General features: G+C 41.1%; 18 protein-coding genes. 6 read left to right on the top strand and 12 right to left on the bottom strand.

The features are described from left to right. The first annotated feature begins 15 nt into the window (after nucleotides 1-15). The 5 genes from QM874_RS07630 (at nucleotide 16) to QM874_RS07610 (ending at nucleotide 3,528) form a co-directional block, all read left to right on the top strand. Nucleotides 16-441, top strand: coding sequence for a hypothetical protein (locus QM874_RS07630; RefSeq protein ID WP_414316848.1), 426 nt, complete (start codon nucleotides 16-18; stop codon nucleotides 439-441). A 173-nt stretch (nucleotides 442-614) separates the two neighbouring features. Continuing rightward, nucleotides 615-941 (top strand): PadR family transcriptional regulator, encoded by a 327-nt coding sequence (locus QM874_RS07625; RefSeq protein WP_006149048.1) that lies wholly within the window; start codon nucleotides 615-617, stop codon nucleotides 939-941. After that, complete coding sequence (locus QM874_RS07620; protein WP_414316847.1) at nucleotides 928-1,521, top strand: DUF1700 domain-containing protein; 594 nt, start codon at nucleotides 928-930, stop codon at nucleotides 1,519-1,521. Before QM874_RS07625 ends, QM874_RS07620 begins: the two co-directional genes overlap by 14 nt. Next, nucleotides 1,514-2,473: a DUF4097 family beta strand repeat-containing protein gene (locus QM874_RS07615; protein ID WP_414316846.1), complete on the top strand. Its 960-nt coding sequence runs from the start codon at nucleotides 1,514-1,516 to the stop codon at nucleotides 2,471-2,473. The genes QM874_RS07620 and QM874_RS07615 overlap by 8 nt, the downstream gene beginning before the upstream one ends. 44 nt (nucleotides 2,474-2,517) lie before the next feature. After that, entirely contained in the window at nucleotides 2,518-3,528 is a 1,011-nt protein-coding gene (locus QM874_RS07610) for a DUF6574 domain-containing protein (protein WP_414316845.1), read from the top strand. A 104-nt stretch (nucleotides 3,529-3,632) separates the two neighbouring features. On the opposite strand, the gene QM874_RS07605 is transcribed toward QM874_RS07610, so the two are convergent. The 11 genes from QM874_RS07605 to QM874_RS07555 form a co-directional block, all read right to left on the bottom strand. Continuing rightward, nucleotides 3,633-4,493 (bottom strand): DUF4299 family protein, encoded by an 861-nt coding sequence (locus QM874_RS07605; protein ID WP_414316844.1) that lies wholly within the window; start codon nucleotides 4,491-4,493, stop codon nucleotides 3,633-3,635. A 123-nt stretch (nucleotides 4,494-4,616) separates the two neighbouring features. Next, nucleotides 4,617-5,603, bottom strand: coding sequence for a rhodanese-related sulfurtransferase (locus QM874_RS07600; protein ID WP_414316843.1), 987 nt, complete (start codon nucleotides 5,601-5,603; stop codon nucleotides 4,617-4,619). Between the two features lie 128 nt (nucleotides 5,604-5,731). Further along, on the bottom strand, nucleotides 5,732-6,421 hold the full coding sequence (locus QM874_RS07595) for a lysostaphin resistance A-like protein (RefSeq protein ID WP_414316842.1): 690 nt from the start codon (nucleotides 6,419-6,421) through the stop codon (nucleotides 5,732-5,734). Between the two features lie 157 nt (nucleotides 6,422-6,578). Then, nucleotides 6,579-8,063 carry an ABC transporter substrate-binding protein gene (locus QM874_RS07590; RefSeq protein ID WP_414316841.1) on the bottom strand — a complete coding sequence of 495 codons (1,485 nt, stop codon included), beginning with the start codon at nucleotides 8,061-8,063 and terminating at the stop codon, nucleotides 6,579-6,581. A 109-nt stretch (nucleotides 8,064-8,172) separates the two neighbouring features. Beyond that, the gene (locus QM874_RS07585) at nucleotides 8,173-9,093 is read right to left on the bottom strand and encodes a carbohydrate ABC transporter permease (RefSeq protein WP_414316840.1); all 921 of its coding nucleotides are present in this window, start codon (nucleotides 9,091-9,093) and stop codon (nucleotides 8,173-8,175) included. Between the two features lie 13 nt (nucleotides 9,094-9,106). Then, nucleotides 9,107-10,036: an ABC transporter permease gene (locus QM874_RS07580; RefSeq protein WP_414316839.1), complete on the bottom strand. Its 930-nt coding sequence runs from the start codon at nucleotides 10,034-10,036 to the stop codon at nucleotides 9,107-9,109. Nucleotides 10,037-10,249: 213 nt separating this feature from the next. Continuing rightward, entirely contained in the window at nucleotides 10,250-11,365 is a 1,116-nt protein-coding gene (locus QM874_RS07575) for a DUF4767 domain-containing protein (protein ID WP_414316838.1), read from the bottom strand. A gap of 112 nt (nucleotides 11,366-11,477) precedes the next feature. Continuing rightward, complete coding sequence (locus QM874_RS07570) at nucleotides 11,478-13,358, bottom strand: beta-N-acetylhexosaminidase (RefSeq protein ID WP_414316837.1); 1,881 nt, start codon at nucleotides 13,356-13,358, stop codon at nucleotides 11,478-11,480. Further along, entirely contained in the window at nucleotides 13,352-14,221 is an 870-nt protein-coding gene (locus QM874_RS07565) for an ROK family protein (protein ID WP_414316836.1), read from the bottom strand. Before QM874_RS07565 ends, QM874_RS07570 begins: the two co-directional genes overlap by 7 nt. A gap of 96 nt (nucleotides 14,222-14,317) precedes the next feature. After that, nucleotides 14,318-16,963, bottom strand: coding sequence for an alpha-mannosidase (locus tag QM874_RS07560; RefSeq protein WP_414316835.1), 2,646 nt, complete (start codon nucleotides 16,961-16,963; stop codon nucleotides 14,318-14,320). A gap of 76 nt (nucleotides 16,964-17,039) precedes the next feature. Next, nucleotides 17,040-18,320, bottom strand: a complete 1,281-nt coding sequence (locus QM874_RS07555) for a glycoside hydrolase family 125 protein (RefSeq protein WP_414316834.1) — start codon at nucleotides 18,318-18,320, stop codon at nucleotides 17,040-17,042. A 171-nt stretch (nucleotides 18,321-18,491) separates the two neighbouring features. Between QM874_RS07555 and QM874_RS07550 the strand changes: the two genes are divergently transcribed. Continuing rightward, the gene (locus QM874_RS07550; protein ID WP_414316833.1) at nucleotides 18,492-20,579 is read left to right on the top strand and encodes a GH92 family glycosyl hydrolase; all 2,088 of its coding nucleotides are present in this window, start codon (nucleotides 18,492-18,494) and stop codon (nucleotides 20,577-20,579) included. Between the two features lie 494 nt (nucleotides 20,580-21,073). Here QM874_RS07550 and QM874_RS07545 read toward each other — a convergent pair. Continuing rightward, on the bottom strand, nucleotides 21,074-21,167 hold a 94-nt coding region (locus QM874_RS07545; RefSeq protein ID WP_414261305.1), incomplete at its 5' end, for an IS3 family transposase.

Raw genomic sequence — 21,167 nt, 5'->3', positions numbered from 1 at the left:
GAAACGGAGATTATCATGACTAACTTTATACAGACTATCACAGTAGAAAATCGGCAGGTCGACAAAGAAAATTACTTTACAATTGGCTACTCTCCAGAGATAGAAAAATCTTTACTGTGTGTTTATATTTCTTGGATTGCTGGTTACGAACGCTATTACGAGTTAGATGACGGAGATTTGGCTCTCTTTGAAAGCAAACGAGAAGCATTTCTCAAAAAATATGAAAAAGAAATCAAGGCTTATCGGACTGAAAGATTGATTGGTTCTGGTGCCTTGAGGGATTACAATTTTAGTTCTTTGCCTGAGAATATCCTAAAAAACTTGGATAGCTATCCTCCATTTAACGGATATGTCTATCAAAACGGCATCCTCTGTGCCAAAATCAAGATTGAAGACAAGTATTTTTATCTTCCGCCCATTTATGATGAGGATTACAGATAAGCATTGCCTCAAAGTAATGCAAAACAACCTTTAATCTTCTAGTTTTTACTAGGAGATTTTTTATATATAAAAATTTTACACATATTACTTGACAGGGCTTACATTTAGATGTATGATGTATGTGTAGAATAATTATATATAAAATTTTTACATACTAAAAAAGGAGGTGCCCCATGTATTTTCCAACATCAGCGGCTTTGATTGAATTTCTCATCTTGGCCATCCTAGAACAAGGGGATTCCTATGGTTATGAGATTAGCCAAACCATTAAACTCATTGCCAAAATCAAGGAATCTACCCTCTACCCCATCTTGAAAAAACTGGATACCAACCGCTATCTGACTACATACTCTCGCGAATACCAAGGTCGGATGCGGAAGTACTACTCCTTGACAGAGATTGGGGAGGAGCAACTATTTGTACTCAGAGAAGAGTGGACACTCTACACTGACACCATCAATGGCATCATAGAAGGGAGCATTCGCCATGACAAGAACTGAATATTTGAATCAGCTTGAAGCCTATCTGATGAAGCTTCCTCAATCTGATCGCATTGAAGCCATGGATTACTTCAAAGAACTCTTTGATGATGCGGGTCCAGAAGGTGAGGAGGAGCTTATCGCTAGCCTGGGAAGTCCAAAAGAAGCTGCCCATGATGTCCTGACTACACTTCTTGATAAGAAAATCAACGAAGAAAATTCCAGTAAGAACGACCGCCATATTTTACGCATCGCTCTACTAGCCCTTCTTGCAGCTCCTATCGGAATTCCAGTCGGAATTGCTCTTCTCATGGCTATCATCGGGATTTTTATCGCTGCTGTCAGCGTACTTATAGCCTTCTTTGCTGTATCAGTAGCTGGACTAATCCTAGGAGGCGTTCTCCTATTTGAAAGCTTCTACGTTCTGGCTGAATCGACATCTGCTTTTGTACTGATTTTTGGTGGAGGTTTACTAGCGATCGGAGCTTCGTCTCTAGTCTTACTAGCGACTTCCTATGTAGCACGTTTCTTTGGATTACTAGTCCTTCGACTCATCCAATGGATTCTTAATAGAGGAAAGAGAGGTGAAAGACATGCGTAAATGGACAAAAGGATTTCTTATCTTTGGTGTTGTTACCAGTATCATCGGTTTTTCCATGATGATCATCGGCATCCAAACAGACGGAGTCAGAAGCCTCCTTGCAATGTCTCAAAATCCAGTATTTGAAAGTCGAATGGAAGAACTCGTTTTTGATCAAGATATCGAAAACCTTAACATCTCACTGAAAGAACATTCGCTCGTCATTACGGAGTCAAACGATGATAAGATTCACCTTCAGTATCACCCGACCATCTCTGAAAAAGAAAACCTCCAGCATTCTATCAAAGAAAAAACTCTTGAGATTTCAGACACCAAGCCAACTACACGTCCTTCTGTAGGTTCTAGTATTGAGGGAATCCTATTTATCGCAAGCGGAGTCTCTAGACGTAATGATGAAGTCGTTCTATCACTACCGAAAGGAAGAGAGTTAAAAAATCTAACAGCCCAGGTCGACCATGGTGTCCTTTCGATTGCTAAAGCAAAACTCAGCAATGCCAAAATCCAGTCAAATGGCTATCTTCTTCGGATCACTAATAGCGAAATAAAAAATAGCCAACTGACCACAACTGGAATTGTCAATGTATTTGAAACCAGTCTAACAGATAGCCGCATCCAAGCAGAACATGAACATATCTCTGTAGACGATATCCAAGTGCACGGTAAGGTAGAATTCGAGGCAGAAAATGACATCATACTCATGTTGTCCCGAAAAGAGCTTGAACGAATCAATCTCGATCTCTCATCAGAATACGGGGCTATCTATCATCGAACTCGAGAAGGAGTGAATCCCGTCCAGGGGAATCATGTAAATAATGACGAAGAATTCTCAAATCCTTACAAAGTAGAGAAAAAAGATACGCAAGATCTCCTCGTCGCAAAGGCAGGTCAAGATATCAACATTCCAGACGAACCGGATCGCTCACCCAATTCGAGAAATCGTTCACACCGATAACGAATAACTAATACTCTAACAAAAATAAAAAAGGAGGTCCCATCATGACTCAAGAATGGTTCGAAAGTGCTGATTTCGAGAAAACAGCCAACAATGAGAAAAAAGATAACCCATCTGATCCAGTCATTCCCCAAGAAGAGTTAAAAGAAAAAGAAGAGTTGCCAGTGGTTGAAGAAAGCCTTCAAGCCAATCCTGACGAACAAGAAGCTGACCTAGAGAAAGTAGAGAGTGACGAACACGAAGAAATCGTTGCAAATACAGACAAGTCAGAAGAACCTGTAGAGACTGAAGAACAAGAAGAACTGGCAACAAAGACAGACCAAGCAGAAAAACCAGTTAAGGAAGCACCTCAGCCTAGCAAATCTTTGGAAAGTCCATTTGTCCCAGATCCTGTCCCTACAAAAACTACAATCTTCAAAGAAGAATTGGCTGATTTTTGGGTCTGGTTACAAGGCGCTATCAAAGAGCCGACAGCTCGTTTTGATACAGATAAAAAACATAGTTATAATGCCTTTGCACTCCTAACTATCTTTTCTGCTACGAGTTTCCTCTTTACTGTTTACCATGCCAAACATAGCTACTACGGTCGCATGGCAAGTATCGATGCCAACTCCAACTTCGTGGAACAATTCCCATCTCTCAATCTCTTTTCTATCTTCTCTATCTTAGTAGCGACAAGCCTCTTCTTCTTTTCAATCCTCATGGGTGGATTCGTAGTCAAACGTTTTGTCGATCAGGACAGCGATTGGACATTGGAAAGAGCCTTTCAAGAGTATGGCAGGCTCTTCGCCCTTCCTATCCTACTGACAGGCGTCGCTAGCTTCTTTGCCTTCTTTAATGGCCTACGCTTTGCGGCTCTTCTCTGTCTCATTAGTATTGGTATGGTTCTACTTGGCAACTTCTACATCATCTCAAGACCGAGTAAGAATAGCTCAACTGATCCCTTTTATCGCCTGCTCTTGGCTATCCTCGTCAACGGAAGCGTCCTATTTCTCTTCTTCCTAGCAGAAATGGCACTGGTTTCTGACTATCTCCGAATCCTAGCTTTTATGTAAGATAAAATCCTGTCACTCTGACAGGATTTTTTGTGTAAACAAAAAGCAGACCAAACGATCTGCCTTATCACATTATTTAAAACTAGTATCTTTCATTTGGGCCTCTAGTTACCTTTTACTAAGTTCTCAAAATCTTCCCCCAAAACAGGTCCTACCACTATTTGGTTGGCATCCAAATCCTGACAAAGTTCCTTTGGAAGAGCTTCTAAGAAGGCTTGATAATCCAGTCTAGCTACTGCTTCATAGTCTTCTGCTTTTGAGCCATCTCCAGAGATTTTTACCAGATCAATCTCCCAAACAAGTTCCTTACCTGCCAACTGCTCAGCATAAGGAACAGGAACAACAGGACCTTTTGGCAAAACAGTCTTAACTCCCTGAGCTAGGTGGTAGATACCATGAACCTTACCCTCACCATCTGGATAGAATTTAGCGCTGGAAGGATAAGCATCCGACCCTTGAACCCTCTTAACCAATTCTTCAAAACGTGCCAAGCCATCTTCTTCCAAAAAGCTTTCTAAATCCTTCTTATCAAAGTAAATAGTTGATAGAATACCCTGACAGAAACCTAAACGAGCAGCTTTATCAGCTAGATAGTGCTTAACAGTTTCTTGGAAATAGTTTTCCAAATCAAAGTCTGCCAATCCTTCAACTGCTTCACCAACCTTGCTAGACAAGGCTTGCAAGAGAGTTTCCACAATCTTCCAGTCAACTCTTGTAATCAAGTCAGGAATGACAACCTGATAGCCTTTTTGAGAGTCAAGGTAGCAAACTTTAAAGAGAAACTGAGATTTTCCCACAACAGCACACTCGATATACTCAAGGCGATTGAGAGGTTGACGGAGGTAAACAGCATCATAACTATGGGACTCTAAACCTTCTACCAAACCTAAAATTGATTTAGCTGTAAGAATCTCCTGTTGTCCTAAAATACTTTGTTTATTTGGAATAAAAAATGTTTTAACCATAATGGTCTCCTTTGAAATCGTTTACATATAGTATACACCATTTTACTGAAAGATGCAGAAACAAACTTTAGATTTTTGAGTAAAAAGCATAGAAAAACAGCCTTTTAGGGCTGTTAATGTTTATTATACAACTTCAGAATAATCTAAGTTTTCGCCAATCGCCGTCAGACGTTCGATTACTTGATCTTGTGTCAATTCATGTTCTAAAACATAGCGATTACGTGGGTGAACACGACACTCGTGTGAGCAACCACGAAGGTACTTGTCTTCATTTTCTTCTGATGTCAAGATACGGCGGTTACAGAAAGGATTTCCACAGTTGACATAGCGTTCACATGGTGTTCCATCAAACCAGTCTTTCCCTACGATAGTTGGATTGACATGGTTGACATCGACTGCAATACGCTCGTCAAAAACGTACATTTTCCCATCCCAAAGTTCCCCTTGAACTTCTGGATCTTTACCATAAGTCGCAATTCCACCATGCAATTGTCCGACATCTTTATAGCCTTCACGGACCATCCAGCCTGAGAATTTCTCACAGCGGACTCCACCTGTACAGTATACCACGACACGTTTGTCCATGAATTTTTCCTTGTTATCACGAACCCATTGTGGCAACTCGCGGAAGTTGCGAATGTCTGGGCGAATAGCTCCACGGAAGTGTCCAAGGTCGTACTCGTAATCGTTACGAGTATCAAGGACGACTGTATCTTCATCTAAAAGAGCTTCTTTGAACTCTTTTGGAGACAAATAAGCACCTGTTGTTTCAAGTGGATTAATATCTTCATCAAAGTTTTCATCCTCTAACCCAAGGTGGACAATTTCCTTTTTGTAGCGAACAAACATCTTCTTGAAAGCTTGCTCACTTTCTTCATCAATCTTGAACCAAAGGTCTTCCATACCTGGAAGGCTGTGGACATAGTCCATGTATTTTTGGGTTGTTTCGTAGTCACCAGAAACGGTTCCGTTGATCCCTTCGTCAGCGACTAGGATACGGCCCTTGAGGCCGATTGATTTACAGAAAGCCAAGTGGTCAGCCGCAAATTGTTCTGCGTTCTCGATTGGGACATATTTATAGTAAAGTAAAACTCGAATATCTTTTGACATTTGCTTCTCTTTTCTAAGATTAAATTATCAGAATTTTTCATTCAACTATACCAGTATACTCTCCCAAGAAAGCGAATGCAATTTATTTGACCGAAAAATGAAAACAAGACCCAGTTTCAGATCTTGTTTCAGCTAAATATTCGATGAAGAAAGGTTACCAAAAACGGTAAGGTTGCGACAATATTATTGATAACATGAACGATATAACCGGGATAGATACTCTTGGTATAGCGAGTTAGACCCGCATAAAAGATTCCAAATGTCGCAAAAACAAGAATATCTAGTACACTGGGAAAACTTGTAAAGTGAGGAAGAGCAAATAAAACCGAAGGAAGAATCAGGTCAAGCCCAAATTTCGAATCTTTAAAGAAGGCATGTTGGAGCAATCCTCTATAAATCAACTCTTCCATCAGAGGACCTAGGAAAAATAGGGTCAAGTAGAGACACAACTCGGCAAAATTTGTCCCACTATAGCCGATTAATACAGCCCAGCCCTCAGAGGTTGACTGTACATATCTTGCCGTTTGGAAATTAAATGTTATGCAAAGTACAGTTACAAGAACCGTCAAAACTGTATACCATAGCCATTTTTTCTTTGGAATAACAAAAAGGTAGCCATGTCCTGTCTTGACTAAAATCCATATCATGAGACCAATAAAGACAAGACTGATAAGATTTTGAATCCAGAAAAAATTCCCTATCTGAGAAGAAAATTGCCAGTAATTTTGAACCACAAGTGTTAACTGAGAGAGTCCATATACGAAAAATAAGTAAGATAAGATTGCACTAGTTTTAAAGAGTAGATGATAATTTTTCATATGTCTGTGTCCAACGTTATATGTAAGAGCAACTATCTAGATACAAATACAGATAATTATATGCATTTACCATAAAAAGAATCACCACCTCATCTGGAAAAACCAGACAAGGCAGTGATTGCTCCTTTTAGGAATGAATACACGAAATCAATTTGTCTTATGATTTTTTGCTTTTCAAGAATTCGTCGTATTGTTTTTGCATTTCATCCAATACTTTTTGGTAAGCACCTTCAGATTTCAATTTTTCCATCAATTCTGGAATAGCTTTTTCTGGGTCTACAGTACCAGTGTTGATAGCTGTATCGAATTGTTGCATAGTGTTAGTGATAGCTGAGATTTCAGATTTCACGTTGTCAGTGTTGAAGATGAATCCAAGAGCTGGAGATTCTTTTGCAGTTTCCAAGTCTTTCTTAGATTGTGCAATTTGCTCATCTGTTACGTTTTCGTTGATGTAAAGAATCCAGTTGTTACCAGTGTTCCATCCACTCATGTGAGTGTTTCCTTTGTATCCATCAAGGACTTTAACACGGTTTTCTTTACCTTCAACTTTCTCCCAGTTCTTGCCTTCTGGTCCATAAACAAGTCCGTTCAAGAGTTCTGGGTTAGTGTTCAAGAGGTTCAACACTTCCATTGCTTTTTCTTTGTTCTTAGAGTTGTTAGAGATTACAAAGTTAGCAACTTGAGTTGTTTGGTTCTTCTTGATGAAGTTAGTAAATGGTTTGATTTGGATATCTCTGTTAGCAACACGAGAAAGCAAGCTGCTACCGTAGTCAGCTGGTCCTACTGTTTCTTCGCGAACAAGCCAAGTATCTTGAGTAAGGTCATATGAAGTTTCGCTTGTTGCTACGTCTTTTGGAATGTATCCTGCTTCATAGTATTTGTGCATAGTCTTCAAGTGTTCTACGAAACGAGGCACTTCGTAACGGTTTACGATCTTAGTAGTGTCGCCTTCAAGGTCGATGACGAATGGAAGTCCATTTGCAACTGGGTAGTCAAAGTTTTCTGATGGAATAAAGTTTTTACCAACAGCGAATGGCATTACATCTGGAGCTTTTTCTTTGATTTGTTTCAATACTGGTTCAAGTGTTTCATATGAAGTTACACCTGAGATATCGATTCCATATTTTTCAAGAAGTGGGCCATTGAAAGCAAAGTTTTGTGAAGATGCAACGTTGGCTGCAACTGGAACAGAGTAAATTTTACCGTTTACAGTGTTACCTTTGATGTAAGCTGGGTCAAGCGCTTTATAAAGATCAGCCCCTTCTTTCTTGTACAATTCTGTCAAGTCAGCATAAGCACCCTTTTGAGCGTTTACTACATAGTTATCTGCAAATGCGATATCATAGTTTTCACCTGATGAAGTGATAACTGACATTTTCTTACCGTAGTCACCCCAACCAAGGTATTGGATATCCAATTTAGCACCAACTTTTTCTCCGATGATTTTGTTTGCATTTTCTAGCAATTCATCCAAGTTATCTGGTTTGTCACCGATTTGGTACATTTTGATAACAGTTTTATCACCTGATGCTGAATCAGCAGCTTTTTGGTTGTTTCCTTTAAGGTTTCCACAAGCTGCAAGGCTAGCAGCTAAAGCGACAAGGCTAGCAGATGCAAAAGCATATTTTTTCCAGTTTTTCATTATAAAAACTCCTTTTTTTATTTTTAAAGTTATTAACAAATTGAGATTGTTGATTTTCCTTTGCCAGAAAAATCAGCGTTAGAGAAGAAACATTGTTTCTTAGACTTCCTTATTCTTTAACACCACCGATAGTCAAACCTTTTACAAAATAGCGTTGGAAGAATGGGTAGAGAATCGCAATCGGAACAGTCGCAACTACGACCATGGCCATACGACCTGTTTCTTTTGGTAGGGCAACCGCAAGTTGTCCTGACATACCAACTGACTTAGCAATGTAATCCATGTTGTTTTGGATTTGCATGAGCAAATATTGCAATGGATACAAGTTATCACTCTTGATGTAAAGAAGGGCGTTAAACCAGTCATTCCAGAACCCAAGCGCTGTCAATAGGGTAATCGTTGCGATACCTGGTAGTGAGAGCGGTAAACAGATTTGGAAGAAGATTCGAGCTTCACTAGCTCCATCGATACGAGCCGATTCGAGGATTGCTTCTGGGATGGTCTTCTTGAAGAAGGAACGCATCAACATGATATTGAATGGTGATAGAAGCATCGGAACAATCAAGGCCCAAATGGTATCACCAAGGTGAAGCAACTGAGTTACCACGATATAACCTGGTACCAAACCAGCATTGAACAACATACTAAGCAAAGCGAAGATTGTAAAGAATTTACGATACTTAAATGTTGTACGAGAGATGGCATAGGCATAAGTTGTAGTGATGAAGACGTTTGTCAAAGTACCTACAACTGTCACAAACACTGAGATAAAGAGCGCTTGTAAAATCTTATCTTTAAACTGAGTCAAAAACTCAAAACCATCTAATCCAAATTGTGATGGGAAGAAGCTATATCCATATTGAACGATACTCTTCTCATCTGTAACTGAGATAATGATGACAAAGATAAAAGGCAAGATACAAGAGAAGGCCAGCAAACCAGATATGATACTAAAGAAGATATCTGCTTTCTTGCTGAAGGAGTGTATGCCAACATTATCAATTTTTTCTTTTTGAATTTTTTTTGCCATATGCTCCTCCTTTCTAGAATAGGGCTGAGTTAGGATCTACACGTCTTGCAAGTAAGTTTGATAGGATAACCAGAATCAAACCGACAACTGACTGATAGAGACCCGCTGCTGAAGCCATACCGATATCTGCTGTCTGAGTCAAACCGTTAAAGACATAGACGTCCAATACGTTTGTTACACTATAGAGCTGACCAGCATTGTGAGGGATTTGGAAGAAAAGACCGAAGTCTGCACGGAAGATGTTTCCGACTGCAAGGATGGTCAATACTGTCACAAGTGGTGTCAACTGAGGAATCGTTACGTTGCGGATACGTTGCCATTTGCTAGCACCGTCCACTGTCGCTGCTTCGTAGTAGGTTGGATCAATCCCCATGATTGTTGCGTAATACATAACACTACTATATCCAAACCCTTTCCAGATACCTAGGAAGAGGAGAAGATAAGGCCAGATACTGATGTCAGCGTAAAAGTTAATTCCCTTTATGCCAAGAGCTTCCAAGGTGTGGTTAATAAGCCCTTTATCGATATTTAGGAAAGCATCTGTAAAGAAACTGATGATAACCCAAGATAGGAAGTAAGGGAACAACATAGATGTTTGGTAGATTTTAACCATTTGCTTAGAGCGAAGTTCACTAAGGATAATGGCAATACCAACCGATACAATCAAACCGATAAAAATAAATCCAAGGTTGTAAAGCACAGTGTTTCGAGTGATGACAAAGGCATCTTTCGAACTAAACAAGAACTTGAAGTTATCTAGTCCAACCCATTTACTATTTATAATACTGTGGACGAATCCTTCACCAGTCATATGGTAGTCTTTGAAGGCAACCACATTTCCAAATACTGGGATGTAGAAGAATAGAATCAACCAAAGTGTCCCTGGTAAAACCATTAAGAGAAAAATCCAGTTATCTCTCAAGGTTTTTGAAAACTTGTTCATAATTTCCTCCCTTTTTATTTTTCTAAAACTTAATAATCTCACAATTTTTAGATTTGATAACGTTTACAAAAATAGTATACTCTTATTTTTAGGACAGTTTAAACTACAAATTATAGAAAAAACTCCACAAATTATTTTATGTGGAGAACTTTTTATATAAGAAGGATGTTTCACGAGAAACGTCTTGCTTGCAAGAGGTGTTGCCCATATTTATTACTTGAAAACTTGTTCTAAAATCGGTTGGTGAAATTCAACAAAATGAACTTGAGCATCTATAATAGCACCTGCTTCGTTTTGATTAATCTCCGGTTGCCCCTCAGTATGTAAAATAGTAGGGCGACCATCCTTATAGCCAAAGAGAATCACTTCTGTCCCTGCTTCATTCACATAACAGGCCAAGATTTCAAATCGTTTTTCTCCAACACCAACAGTATAGCCATGCCATTTAAAAGTATATTTGACTCCATCGACTTGCCCATATTGCATCATCTGATCCGGAACTGCAAGCCCATAATAGCGACCATATGTTGCTAGGCTAGTTGACTTAAATCTTTCACCCTTACTATCTGAGTAGGATTCCATGGCTATTTTTATCTTGTCTATTAGAGAACTATTGTCTATATCTGGCTCATTCTCTCTAGTGATACTCGTTTTTAATAGAAATTCCTTAAAGCCTTGTGCTAAATCTGTGTTTTCAGTCTCTTCAAAGTTTGCAGCACTGATAGTTTCTAACGTCTTATCGGCATGTAAGACCTGTGCTTGCCCATTCTTGAGTGTAAATAGGTAGAAATGTCTGGCTTGATCGTCATAGTAGGCATCCAAAACCAAGTAATCATAGGCGTTGTCACTGGATACCCCGAAAATATTCCATCTGACTCTTTTCTGAGAAACAGTCGTTGTTTCTAATTGTTTGATGAGTTCATTTTTTTCATCAAAATTTCTATGCTCTAGTCTATGATAGAACTGTCCCATAGAAGCAGCCCAGCTTGCAAACTCTTCCTGCCACTTTTCCGTGTTGTATTGGATTAGCTTCTGAAAATCCGAGTAGTTCTTCATAATCAAGGCTTGGTCAGTCGGATTAGATAACTGGAGTTTTTCCATGGCTACAAGAGTAGCAGCCATAGGTGATTGAACAGTTGCGTCCTTGACTTCTTTTTCGTGCGAAAGAGCCTTCTGATAGGAATCTGCTAGGTAGTGAAAATAGTTGGTTACTTCCTTGGTTTGTTGGTTTTTTGGTGTTAACGAACTAGTTGCGCTATCTTCTGTCGTCTTTTGACAAGCAGATAAAACTAGCATACTCGCACCTAGGACTAGTAGTAGCTTTTTCATGGTCAGACCTCCAAACTATCCTTATACTTTCATTATACTCCTTCCCTATCCCCAAATCAAAAAACATCTCCATTTATTTAAAAGGAGATGTTTGGCTATTTGTAATAAATTTCTAGGTTGTATAAATCGTCGAAGCTGTCGCAATAGTATGCCATTGGTTGGCTGTTGTAGCTGCGAAGTCCTTGTCTGCGTATAAGTCAGTAAATGGCAGAATCTCTACTTCTAGTTCTTCGATGCGGTCAATTTGACCAGCCAAATAAGCCTCGATACGGCTTTCTGCTCGCTTGATTCGTTGCAAGAGCCCACCCATACGGATATCTACTGTATCCAAGCCAAAGACCTTGTTTTCTTTCAACCATTGCTGGCTAAAGAGCTTGTGGAAGGTTTCAACCTGGCTTCTTAATTTTGGTAATTCTTCCCTAGCGATTTGTTGCAAGCTCTCTTTGTCACCCGTTTGATAGGCTTGACGAATGCGTCGTCCCACATCAACCTTGCCACTTAAAATAGCATTCAACTGGGCCTGAGTTTCAAAGAGATAAGCATAGTTTCCTGCTTTTTCTTTAATAGCAGAAAGAGTCTCAGCTGCCTGGGCAAAGTGAGGCTTGTCCTGTTCAGGAGTCATGTGCTTATCAAGAATTGGACAGAGAACATCCTGATAAAAGACATAGCGATTGGGATTAATCCCACTGAGATTGTCTGGTAGATCTGGCAAGAGATTGGCAAGATCAAGTTGCATGAAGTCCTCAACGGATAGGCCTGTATTGGTTTTGAAGTGAGCTGACAAATGCTCTAAATCATTGCGGTAGCTGAGTTCTGCCCAGATTTGTAGACTTGGCAGAATAGAGAACTGGGCTGTTTCACCACCATTATCTCCCCAACCAGTCACAATGACTTCCTTGATCTGATTAGCACGGCAGGCTTTGTTAGCTTCGACAGCGATGAGACGACTGAAATGGTTGTGTGGTGTGAAACCAATCCATTTCCAAGCCCCACCTGCAAAGGCGATATCCTGGCTAATCTTGTGGTGATTACTGAAGTTGCGGTTGTATTTTTCATCGCTATCTTGGTAATAATCCCAGTAAACCAAGGTGACACGGTCTTTGAGACGGTCAAGATAAACACGTGTTTCCTCTGGAATTTCGACATCACGGTCGTACTGGCCATCTGCTGACATGAGTTTGAAGAACATATCGCTCCACATCTGACAGTGGAAACCGTATTTGTCTGCAATATCCAGCACGCGCTCCAAATGTTGGCACATGAGGAGGCTACGATCCACAATACCGTTCAGGATAAGATAGCGTCCCAATCCAACCAAGTGGGCTTCGTCCATACCGATATTGACTTTACGAGTTTGTAGCTTAGACAGAGTCGCAAACATGCCGTCAATTAGGTCGTAAACTTTTTCTTCGCCAATGAGGAGAATGTCCTCTACATCACGAAGTTGCTGGACTTCTTTGACACCCCATTTGACAAAGGCTGACAAGTGGGCCAAGGTCTGAATACAAGGAACAAAAGTCATATCAAACTGTTGGGCGTAGGCTTCAATTTCCTGTAACTCTTCAGCTGAATAAGCTCCACGGAAATAACCAAAATAAGGTTGCCCATCGATTTGATAGGTATCTTCCATGTAGAGTTCAAAGGTTGAGTAGCCCATCAGAGCCAAGACCTCAATCATCTGCTTGGCAGATGCAACATTTAGAACCGCATTTCGTGAACAATCCGCCATATAGGCCAACTCTTCATAAGCTGCTTGCTCCTCAATCTCCACCTTTTCGCCTTCTGCTAAAGCTGTTGCTAGCAAGGACAAGGCGCGGTAGAGTTGGTGAGGTTTGTCATAAGTCAATTGATACTTTCCGCCCTCACCCTTGATAGAGATAGATGCTCGGTCAGACTGAGCAACTGCTACCTCTACATCTGGTAGGGAAATGTGATTTTGAAGCAAGTCTAAAGCTTGCTGTTGTTTACTGCTAATTCCGGTAAAAATTACCATTGGTTTTCCTCCTGTAACCAGTTGACAAGGGCACCGTAGAGATTGGCATCTGCGTGATAGGTGCAAGCTTGGATGACTGGTGCAATTGTATATTCTTCATATCTTTCCACAAAGACGTCTACTGCTTCTTGCACACCTTTGATAAAATCTGGGTTCTGACTGATAGAACCACCTAGGCTAATGACATCTGGGTCAATCAGATACTGAATATTGAGCAAGCCTTGCGCCAGATTGCGGTTCATGCGCTCAATGGCTTCTTGACAAAGAGCGTTGCCTGCTGCAGCCTCTTGGTAAACCTTGCGTCCGTTCCAGTCTGTCTGACCAGATTTTTCGATGACATAGCGAACCATGTTTCCCGTAGAAGCTAGTTGCGACCAGTTGTTGAGCTTTTCTGCAGGTTCGATAGTTGTCATGTAACCAAACTCTCCCCCCAAGCCATGGCGACCACGGTGAAGTTTCCCATTGATAATCATAGCTCCGCCAATCCCTGTACCAATCACAACACAGGCTGCATTTTCAATCTCAGGATGAGCCAGCAGTTCACTGAGTCCAACACAGTTGGCATCATTTTCTAGATGGACAGGGAGCTGGTAATGAGCAAGGGCCTCATACCATGAAAAACCATGGATATAAGGAATGGCACTAATCCCCTCAATCACTCCTGTTTCTTGATTGACCGCTCCTGGCACACTCATAGCAATCCCACGATAGTCCTGTTCTGACAAGCGTTGGTCCAACCAAGCTAGCAAATCTTCCAGAGTTTCTGGAGTTGGGGTACTGGTCTTATCTAAAATCTTTCCATCAGGAGTTAGACTAGCAAACTTAATCCCAGTCCCTCCGATATCAATGGTTGCAATCGACATATTTTCACCAAAAAAGGGGAGAATCAGTAGTTAATCCTTACTCTTTCGCCCCTCCTTTCTATCTCATAGTATTAGTTATAGAACACTTTAAAACTATTAAATTTCTTCTTTTTGAATCAATTCTGTGCGAATTTCTTGTGGAGCCAATAACCCTGAATGAACTGGATATGGTCGTTCTAGCAAGTCAAGAATCGTTTGTTGTTTTTCAGACACGCGAACATTTTCTTGACTCATGTTGTAGTAACGAAGGACATAACCTTCTTCATTCTCAGCCACCTTAAAGGCTGTTGGACAGACTTGTGGCAAGTTCAGTGCTGGATGGCTAAAGAGACTACCCGTTGCTGCAACACTACCCTCTTGTTTTGCAACTTGAAGAGCTGTAAATGGCACCTGGAAGGCTTTGGCACGACGGAAAGCTGAGAAGCGTTCGCCTGCTTGGTGGCATTCTACTGCAAACTCAACTTCGATAGCTCGCAAGCACTGAGCTTCCGGTGTTGGGAAGTAACCCCAGTCACCGAGTTCGCCTGAAGCACGAAGAAGTGTTACAGCCATAGTATCGTCTCCAAGAATTTCATACTCGTGCAATCCTTTATTGGATACTGTCACTCCTTTGACATCATCATACAAGCTAACAAAGGCTTGTTGGTGTTGTGGATTTTCAGGATTTTCCCAAGAAGCTGCTGGTTTATTTGGTCTTGTCACAACTTCATAGATGCTTTCAGAATCATTGCTTGGGCGAGTGTTATGAGTTTTCACCAAGAGACGGATGCGGTGATCCTTGGCAGTGTTGGTAAAACGAGTTTTAAAGCGAATCTGTGGATTATCCACAAATACGGTCATCTCAGTTTCAAGAGGAATGGTTGTCAATTCTTCTGAACGACCTGCATCTCGTTTCATGAACTCGATAATGCCTCTTTGTTCAGCATCCAATTTTTCATCTGCACTGACTGGAATAGTCAAGTCATGCTTGAGCAAGATTTTAGCATAGCGAGCATTGTTTTCCAGAACTTCATAACCTTTCAGTTGAGCGAAAATTGGCTCTGTTCCTTTTGGTTGGAAGTAAATGTACTCATTCCCGATATCGCCACGGTCCTCAAATTGGATAAAGTCCTCGTAAGCTTCGTTTGTAGTCTTGTCGTAGACTGTGATACCTTCATCTACACTTACGGTCACAAATGGAGTATCAATAACTCCATTTTGGAAGATACCATCGCTTTGTGCTGCTGGCCCTTCGACTAATTGGAAGCTTGACCAAGAAAGTGGTGCAAGGTGAATTGGAATTGTCACGCGCACTTGACGTGCAATATAAGGTTGACGGAATTTATCCTTAGGCAAAGTATAGCCAAAACTTGCTCCCAAGTCTTCAATCTTGGCTTCAATGACATGACCATCCAAATCTTGAACATGGTACTCTGGCAAGGTTAAGGCTGCCATTTTCTTGAAGCCCTCTGTCGGGTGCAATTCCTTGAAATCACAAGTGGCTACATCTACCACAACACTGGCAGTATCAACCTTGTCATGTAATCCAGTGTTGATGACTGTAAAGAGGTGGTCGCTTTGTGCTTCCTGAGTTGCTATTTTGTGTTTCCATTCATTGAGAAGGTTTGTTTTGACAAAGTTCCCAACTTGGTTGACCTTGGCAAAGCGAGTTTCCATTTCACGGTGTACTTCATCAATACTACATCCACAGATGCTATCGTGTGGTGCATTTTGCAAAAGTACTTTCCAAGCATAAGTTAATTGATCCTTGTGGTTATGTCCACCTGTGAGAATAGTCAACGGTTCCACGATCTGCTCTAACAGGTTGCTGTTTTCTTGGAAGGCTTGTTTGAGATAAACGCGTGAAGAAGAGGTGTTGGCAAGGGTGTACCAGCCATCCGTTTCCTGGCTAGTCAACTCACCTGTAACTGTTGATAGGTGTTCAGGAAGTGCACTTTCCACTGCTTGAACGTATTCATCAAAGGAGCTGTGAATAAAGGTCACGTCTGGGAAGAGTTCATTGGCCACACGAATAGCTTCACTAATATTTCTCTGTACTGGTTGGTGGTCACAACCATTCATCATCAACCATTGATTAGTAGAAGCATAGTCACGTACGTCTGCCAATTTTTGTTTCCAGAAGGTCAAGGCTTCATCTTTATCTACTGGAATTTCGTTCCCGTTACTGTACCAGTTAGCAAAGAGAATACCAAGCACACGGCTACCATCAGCCCCCTGCCAGTACATTTCAGAAAATTGAGAGGTAAACTGCTCATCTTCGAGGACTTGGTTGTCAAAGCCGATCGGTTTGACACCGCGACCAAAGGCTGCTACGTGAATACCTGATTTTTGAAGAATTTGAGGTGCTTGCCCCATATTTCCAAAGGTATCTGGGAAGTAACCAATCTGAGTAGATTTGCCCCATTTGGCACATTCGGCTTGACCAATCAAGGTATTGCGGACATTGGCTTCACTGGAGATCAAATAATCATCCTGCAAGATATAGAAAGGACCAATCTTGAGCTTGCCTTCGTCGATATAACGCTGCACCTTGTCACGGTTTTCAGGACGAATTTCTAAGTAGTCATCAAGGACGATGGTTTGGCCATCCAAGTGGAAACTTTTGAATTCAGGGTCATTTTCAAAAAGATCAAACAGATTGTCAAAAAGTTCCACCAATTGCATCCGGTGACTTTCAAACGGTAAATACCACTCACGATCCCAGTGACTGTGAGAGATGATATGTACAACAACATTTTCCATGAGTAAAACCTCATTCTAACTTAAATTTAAAAATATATTTGTGATTCTGTACAAGAATCTATTGAGCTAAGGCTCATTAGCGAATACCTAGGTAATCCAAGACCAATTCGCAGAACATCATGTTGGCCCATGAGAACCATTCACGAGAGTAGAGAGTCGGATCATCTACGTGAAAGCTTTCGTGCATAACACCTGTTCCGCCATCGCAGGCAACGAGCTGGTCCAGCAAGAATTTCTTCTCTGCCTTATCCGTAGTTGTCAATCCTTGGATAGATAGAGCAATCGGCCAGATATAGCGGTAGAAGGTATGAGAACTTCCGAGCCCACTTGCGTACTCTCCTTCATAGAAGTAGGGATTTTCAGGGCTGAGAATGGTGCGACGAGTTGCTTGATAGACTTCATCGTTAACATCACAGTAACCCAGATACGGAGCGGCTAATAAGCTTGGTACGTTTGGATCATCCATGATACTAGCATTTTCTAAACCATCTACCTCAAAGGCATAGATTTTCTCGCCCTTGCTGTTTGTTGTGTAGGCATAATTTTCGATTCCTTCTTGAATCTCAGTTTGGAGGCGTTTGGCATCAGCAATAATACTTTCACTATCAGCTAGATTCAATTCTGCAAAGATTTCCTGGACATAACCCAAAACAACTACTGCAAACATATTGGAAGGAATCAAGTAGCTATACTGACAGCAGTCATCACTTGGACGAAAGGCTGACCAGGTCATCCCTGTCACAGCAAAGTCTGGACCAAAGCCGTCATTGACCAAGGTATCTTCTTTACGGTCCGTATCACGAACGAAGCGATATGGTGAGTTATTGTGGTCTTGTTCCACCGTCCAGAGATGGAGAATTTCCTTAGTCGCTGTGACAAAGGTTTCATCAAATTGGCTAGTCTCACCTGTTTCTTTCCACAGAAGATAAGCCAACTGCAAGGGATAGCAAAGTGAGTCTACTTCATACTTACGTTCCCAAATCCAGCCATTGAGGTCTGTATGGTCTGTCTCGTGATGACCCTTCCAGTTCTCTTCAATGTTGAAGGAGTTGGCATAGGGATCCTTGAGAATCAAAGTCATCTGGCGTTTAACCAATCCAGCAATGGTCTGGCGCAAACGAGGGTCTCTTTTTGCCACATGAAGGTATGGTCTAAGCTGAGCAGTTGAATCACGGAGCCACATAGCTGGGATATCCCCAGTTAGTACAAAAGTTGAGCCGTCTTCTAAGATTTCAACTGTATTGTCCAAGGTGTCTGTGTAGCAACGTTCAAAGACATCCACCCACTCAGGATGATCTTTAGCACGCTCTGCCACCTCATCTAGCCACTCTCTGACAATTTCTTTTGAATATACCATAAACTATTTTGCCTCTTTCAAACAGATTTTCATTTTCAGTATATAGCTTTTAGTCCAGAAAATATATACACAAATGTTAGTCATTATTCTACAAAATTGTTATATTTTGAAGTCGCTTTCTAAAAGTCTCCTTTTTCTGATATAATGTAGAAAACTACTGAAGGAACTGCTATGAAACCTATACTTGAAACTATCGATACCCGCTTTGGAACAGCCAGTAAACATGCTTTTTCACGAGGAAATACCCTACCATACGCTGGAGTTCCTTTTGGGATGAATTACTTTGTCCCCCAAACTAGTGACCAGGAAGGATCTTGGTTTTTTGATCCCCATCTTCCAATATTTCAGGGCATTCGACTAACCCACCAGCCCAGTCCTTGGATTGGGGACTACTCTTGGTTGCTACTGACTCCTGTTACAGGAGAAATCACTGGCGACACCCTCTTCCATCGTCAGTCTTCTTATTCTCAGGACAAAGCTTCTTTCCAGCCTCATTATTTGAAAATCTTCTCTTTTCGCTACCAGATTGAAACGCAGCTAAGTCCTACTTGCTACGGGGCTTCTATTCAACTAAGACAGACACAGGGAAAAGAACTCTCCCTCTATCTTCACGCAGCAGATGAACTGACAGTAGAACAAGTCGATCAGCGAACTCTGTCCCTGAGACAAGCAGGAGAAACCGAAACCAATAAACTTCCTCTCGTCATGTATACTGCTCTCGCATTTTCTGTAGAAATCCTTTCTATTACGCAAGAGGGACAGGACTGGCGAATTGACTTAGATGAATCAGATGCTCAGGTTCAACTAGCGACTTCCTTTATTTCTAAAGAACAAGCTCGCTTTAATCTTCCTAAACAGGATTTTGAAGAAACAAAACAAGACGCCAAGACAAGTTGGGAAAACCTTCTAGGCCGTTTTGAGGTCGTGGAAACTGGTCCAGTTGATCGGACCTTTTTTGACCACTGCCTATACAGGCTCTTCCTTTTCCCACAAACCTTCTATGAGGTAAATGAGCAAGGTGAAAACATCCATATAGACCTAGCTTCAGGAACTATCAAACCTGGTCTACTCTTTACCAACAATGGCTTTTGGGATACCTTCCGTACTTCATTCCCACTCTTTGCCTTGATTATTCCGAAACGCTATCGTCAGTTTCTTGAAGGCTTCCTAAATAGCTATCGAGACACTGGGTATCTCCCTAAGTGGCTGGCTCCTGACGAAAGAGGGATGATGCCTGGCACCTTGATTGATGGCCTTATTGCAGATAGTGCTTGTAAAGACATGGCACCTGAACTTGAGGAGGAATTTCTCAAAGCCATGCTTGAAACTGCGACTAAGGCTGATCCAAAAGCTATCAACGGACGACACGGCCTGGCACAATACCAAGAACTAGGCTACCTATCCACAGACTTCCATGAAAGTGTCAGTCACACACTAGACTATGCCTATAGTGATTTTTGCATCTCTACTTGCGCAGCAAAATTGGGTCAAAAAGAGCTGGCACAAACCTATGCCCACTATTCTAAGAATTATCAGAACCTCTTTGACCCTGAGACAGGATACATGAGGGCGCGTGATGTAGATGGCAACTTCCGCCCTGACTTTTCTCCTTATAGTTGGGGCCGTGACTACGCTGAATGCTCAGCCATCCAAGCCAGTCTCGGCGTCTTACATGATATTTCTGGACTTAGTCAACTCATGGGTGGAAAAGAAGCCTTTAGCAACTATCTTTTGAAAACTTGTCAAAGTCTCCCACTCTTTGAAACGACCGGCTATGGTTATGAAATCCATGAGATGAGCGAAATAGCAACAGCGCCATTTGGTCAACTAGCCATTTCCAACCAACCAAGTTTCCACATCCCTTATCTGTTCCGCTACAGTAGTTATCCCCAATATACCAGTCTCTTAATCAAGACCCTTCGTCAAAAAGCCTTTCGAGCTGGCTGGGATGCTTATCCAGGAGATGAGGATAACGGTAGTTTATCGGCTTGGTATGTCTGGTCTGCTCTTGGGCTTTACCCAACCTGCCCAGGAAAAGCAAACTATGACCTTGGGATTCCGCTCTTTGACCACCTTCGTGTCAATCTTGCAGAAAAAAACCAGTGGTTGGATATTCGCACGCAACAAAATCATGAACACTTCCACTTTGTACAAGATTGTAGACTGGACGGGAAAGAAGTTCAGTGTATTAGTCACCAGGATTTGCTAGATGCTCAATCTCTCGACTTTACCCTCGGCTGGTTACCCAAGCATAACTAATACAATTTCCCACAAGTTATCCACAAATTGTGGATAACTTGTGGGAAAATATTTTTTTCAATAATGCTCTCTCAACTCTTTATAAGGATAAAGCTTTAAAATATATACTTTTAAAACAAGCATTAACCCTCTATCAAAGTACTTTCACACTCGATTTTGAAGATAACCAATTCTCAAAGCATCTGTTTTTTTATACTAACTTTTGGAAATAGTTATCCACAGGCTGTGGATTAGAAAAGTTTGTTTTTACCTTCAACACAAGATTAAAGATAAAAATAAGACGAGGCAAAAACTCACATTTAATACTCAATGAAAATCAAAGAGCAAACTAGGAAGCGAGCCGCAGGCTGTACTTGAGTACGGCAAGGCGAAGCTGACGTGGTTTGAATTTGATTTTCGAAGAGTATAAGAGAAAATCCAGTAACTCTTTCTATAATAAAACGCATAATACCAAGGTTTATAATGTACTGACCCCAAAAAGTTAGACAATTAATTTAAGCAAAGGATTTAGTTCTGTATTGTACAGGACTAAGTCCTTTTAGTTTTACCTTAATTCGTTTGTTGTTGTAGTAATCAATATAGTCTACA

The organism is Streptococcus infantis (assembly GCF_047463615.1).
GTDB lineage: Bacteria > Bacillota > Bacilli > Lactobacillales > Streptococcaceae > Streptococcus > Streptococcus infantis_X.
This window is presented reverse-complemented; position numbering and strand designations above follow the sequence as displayed.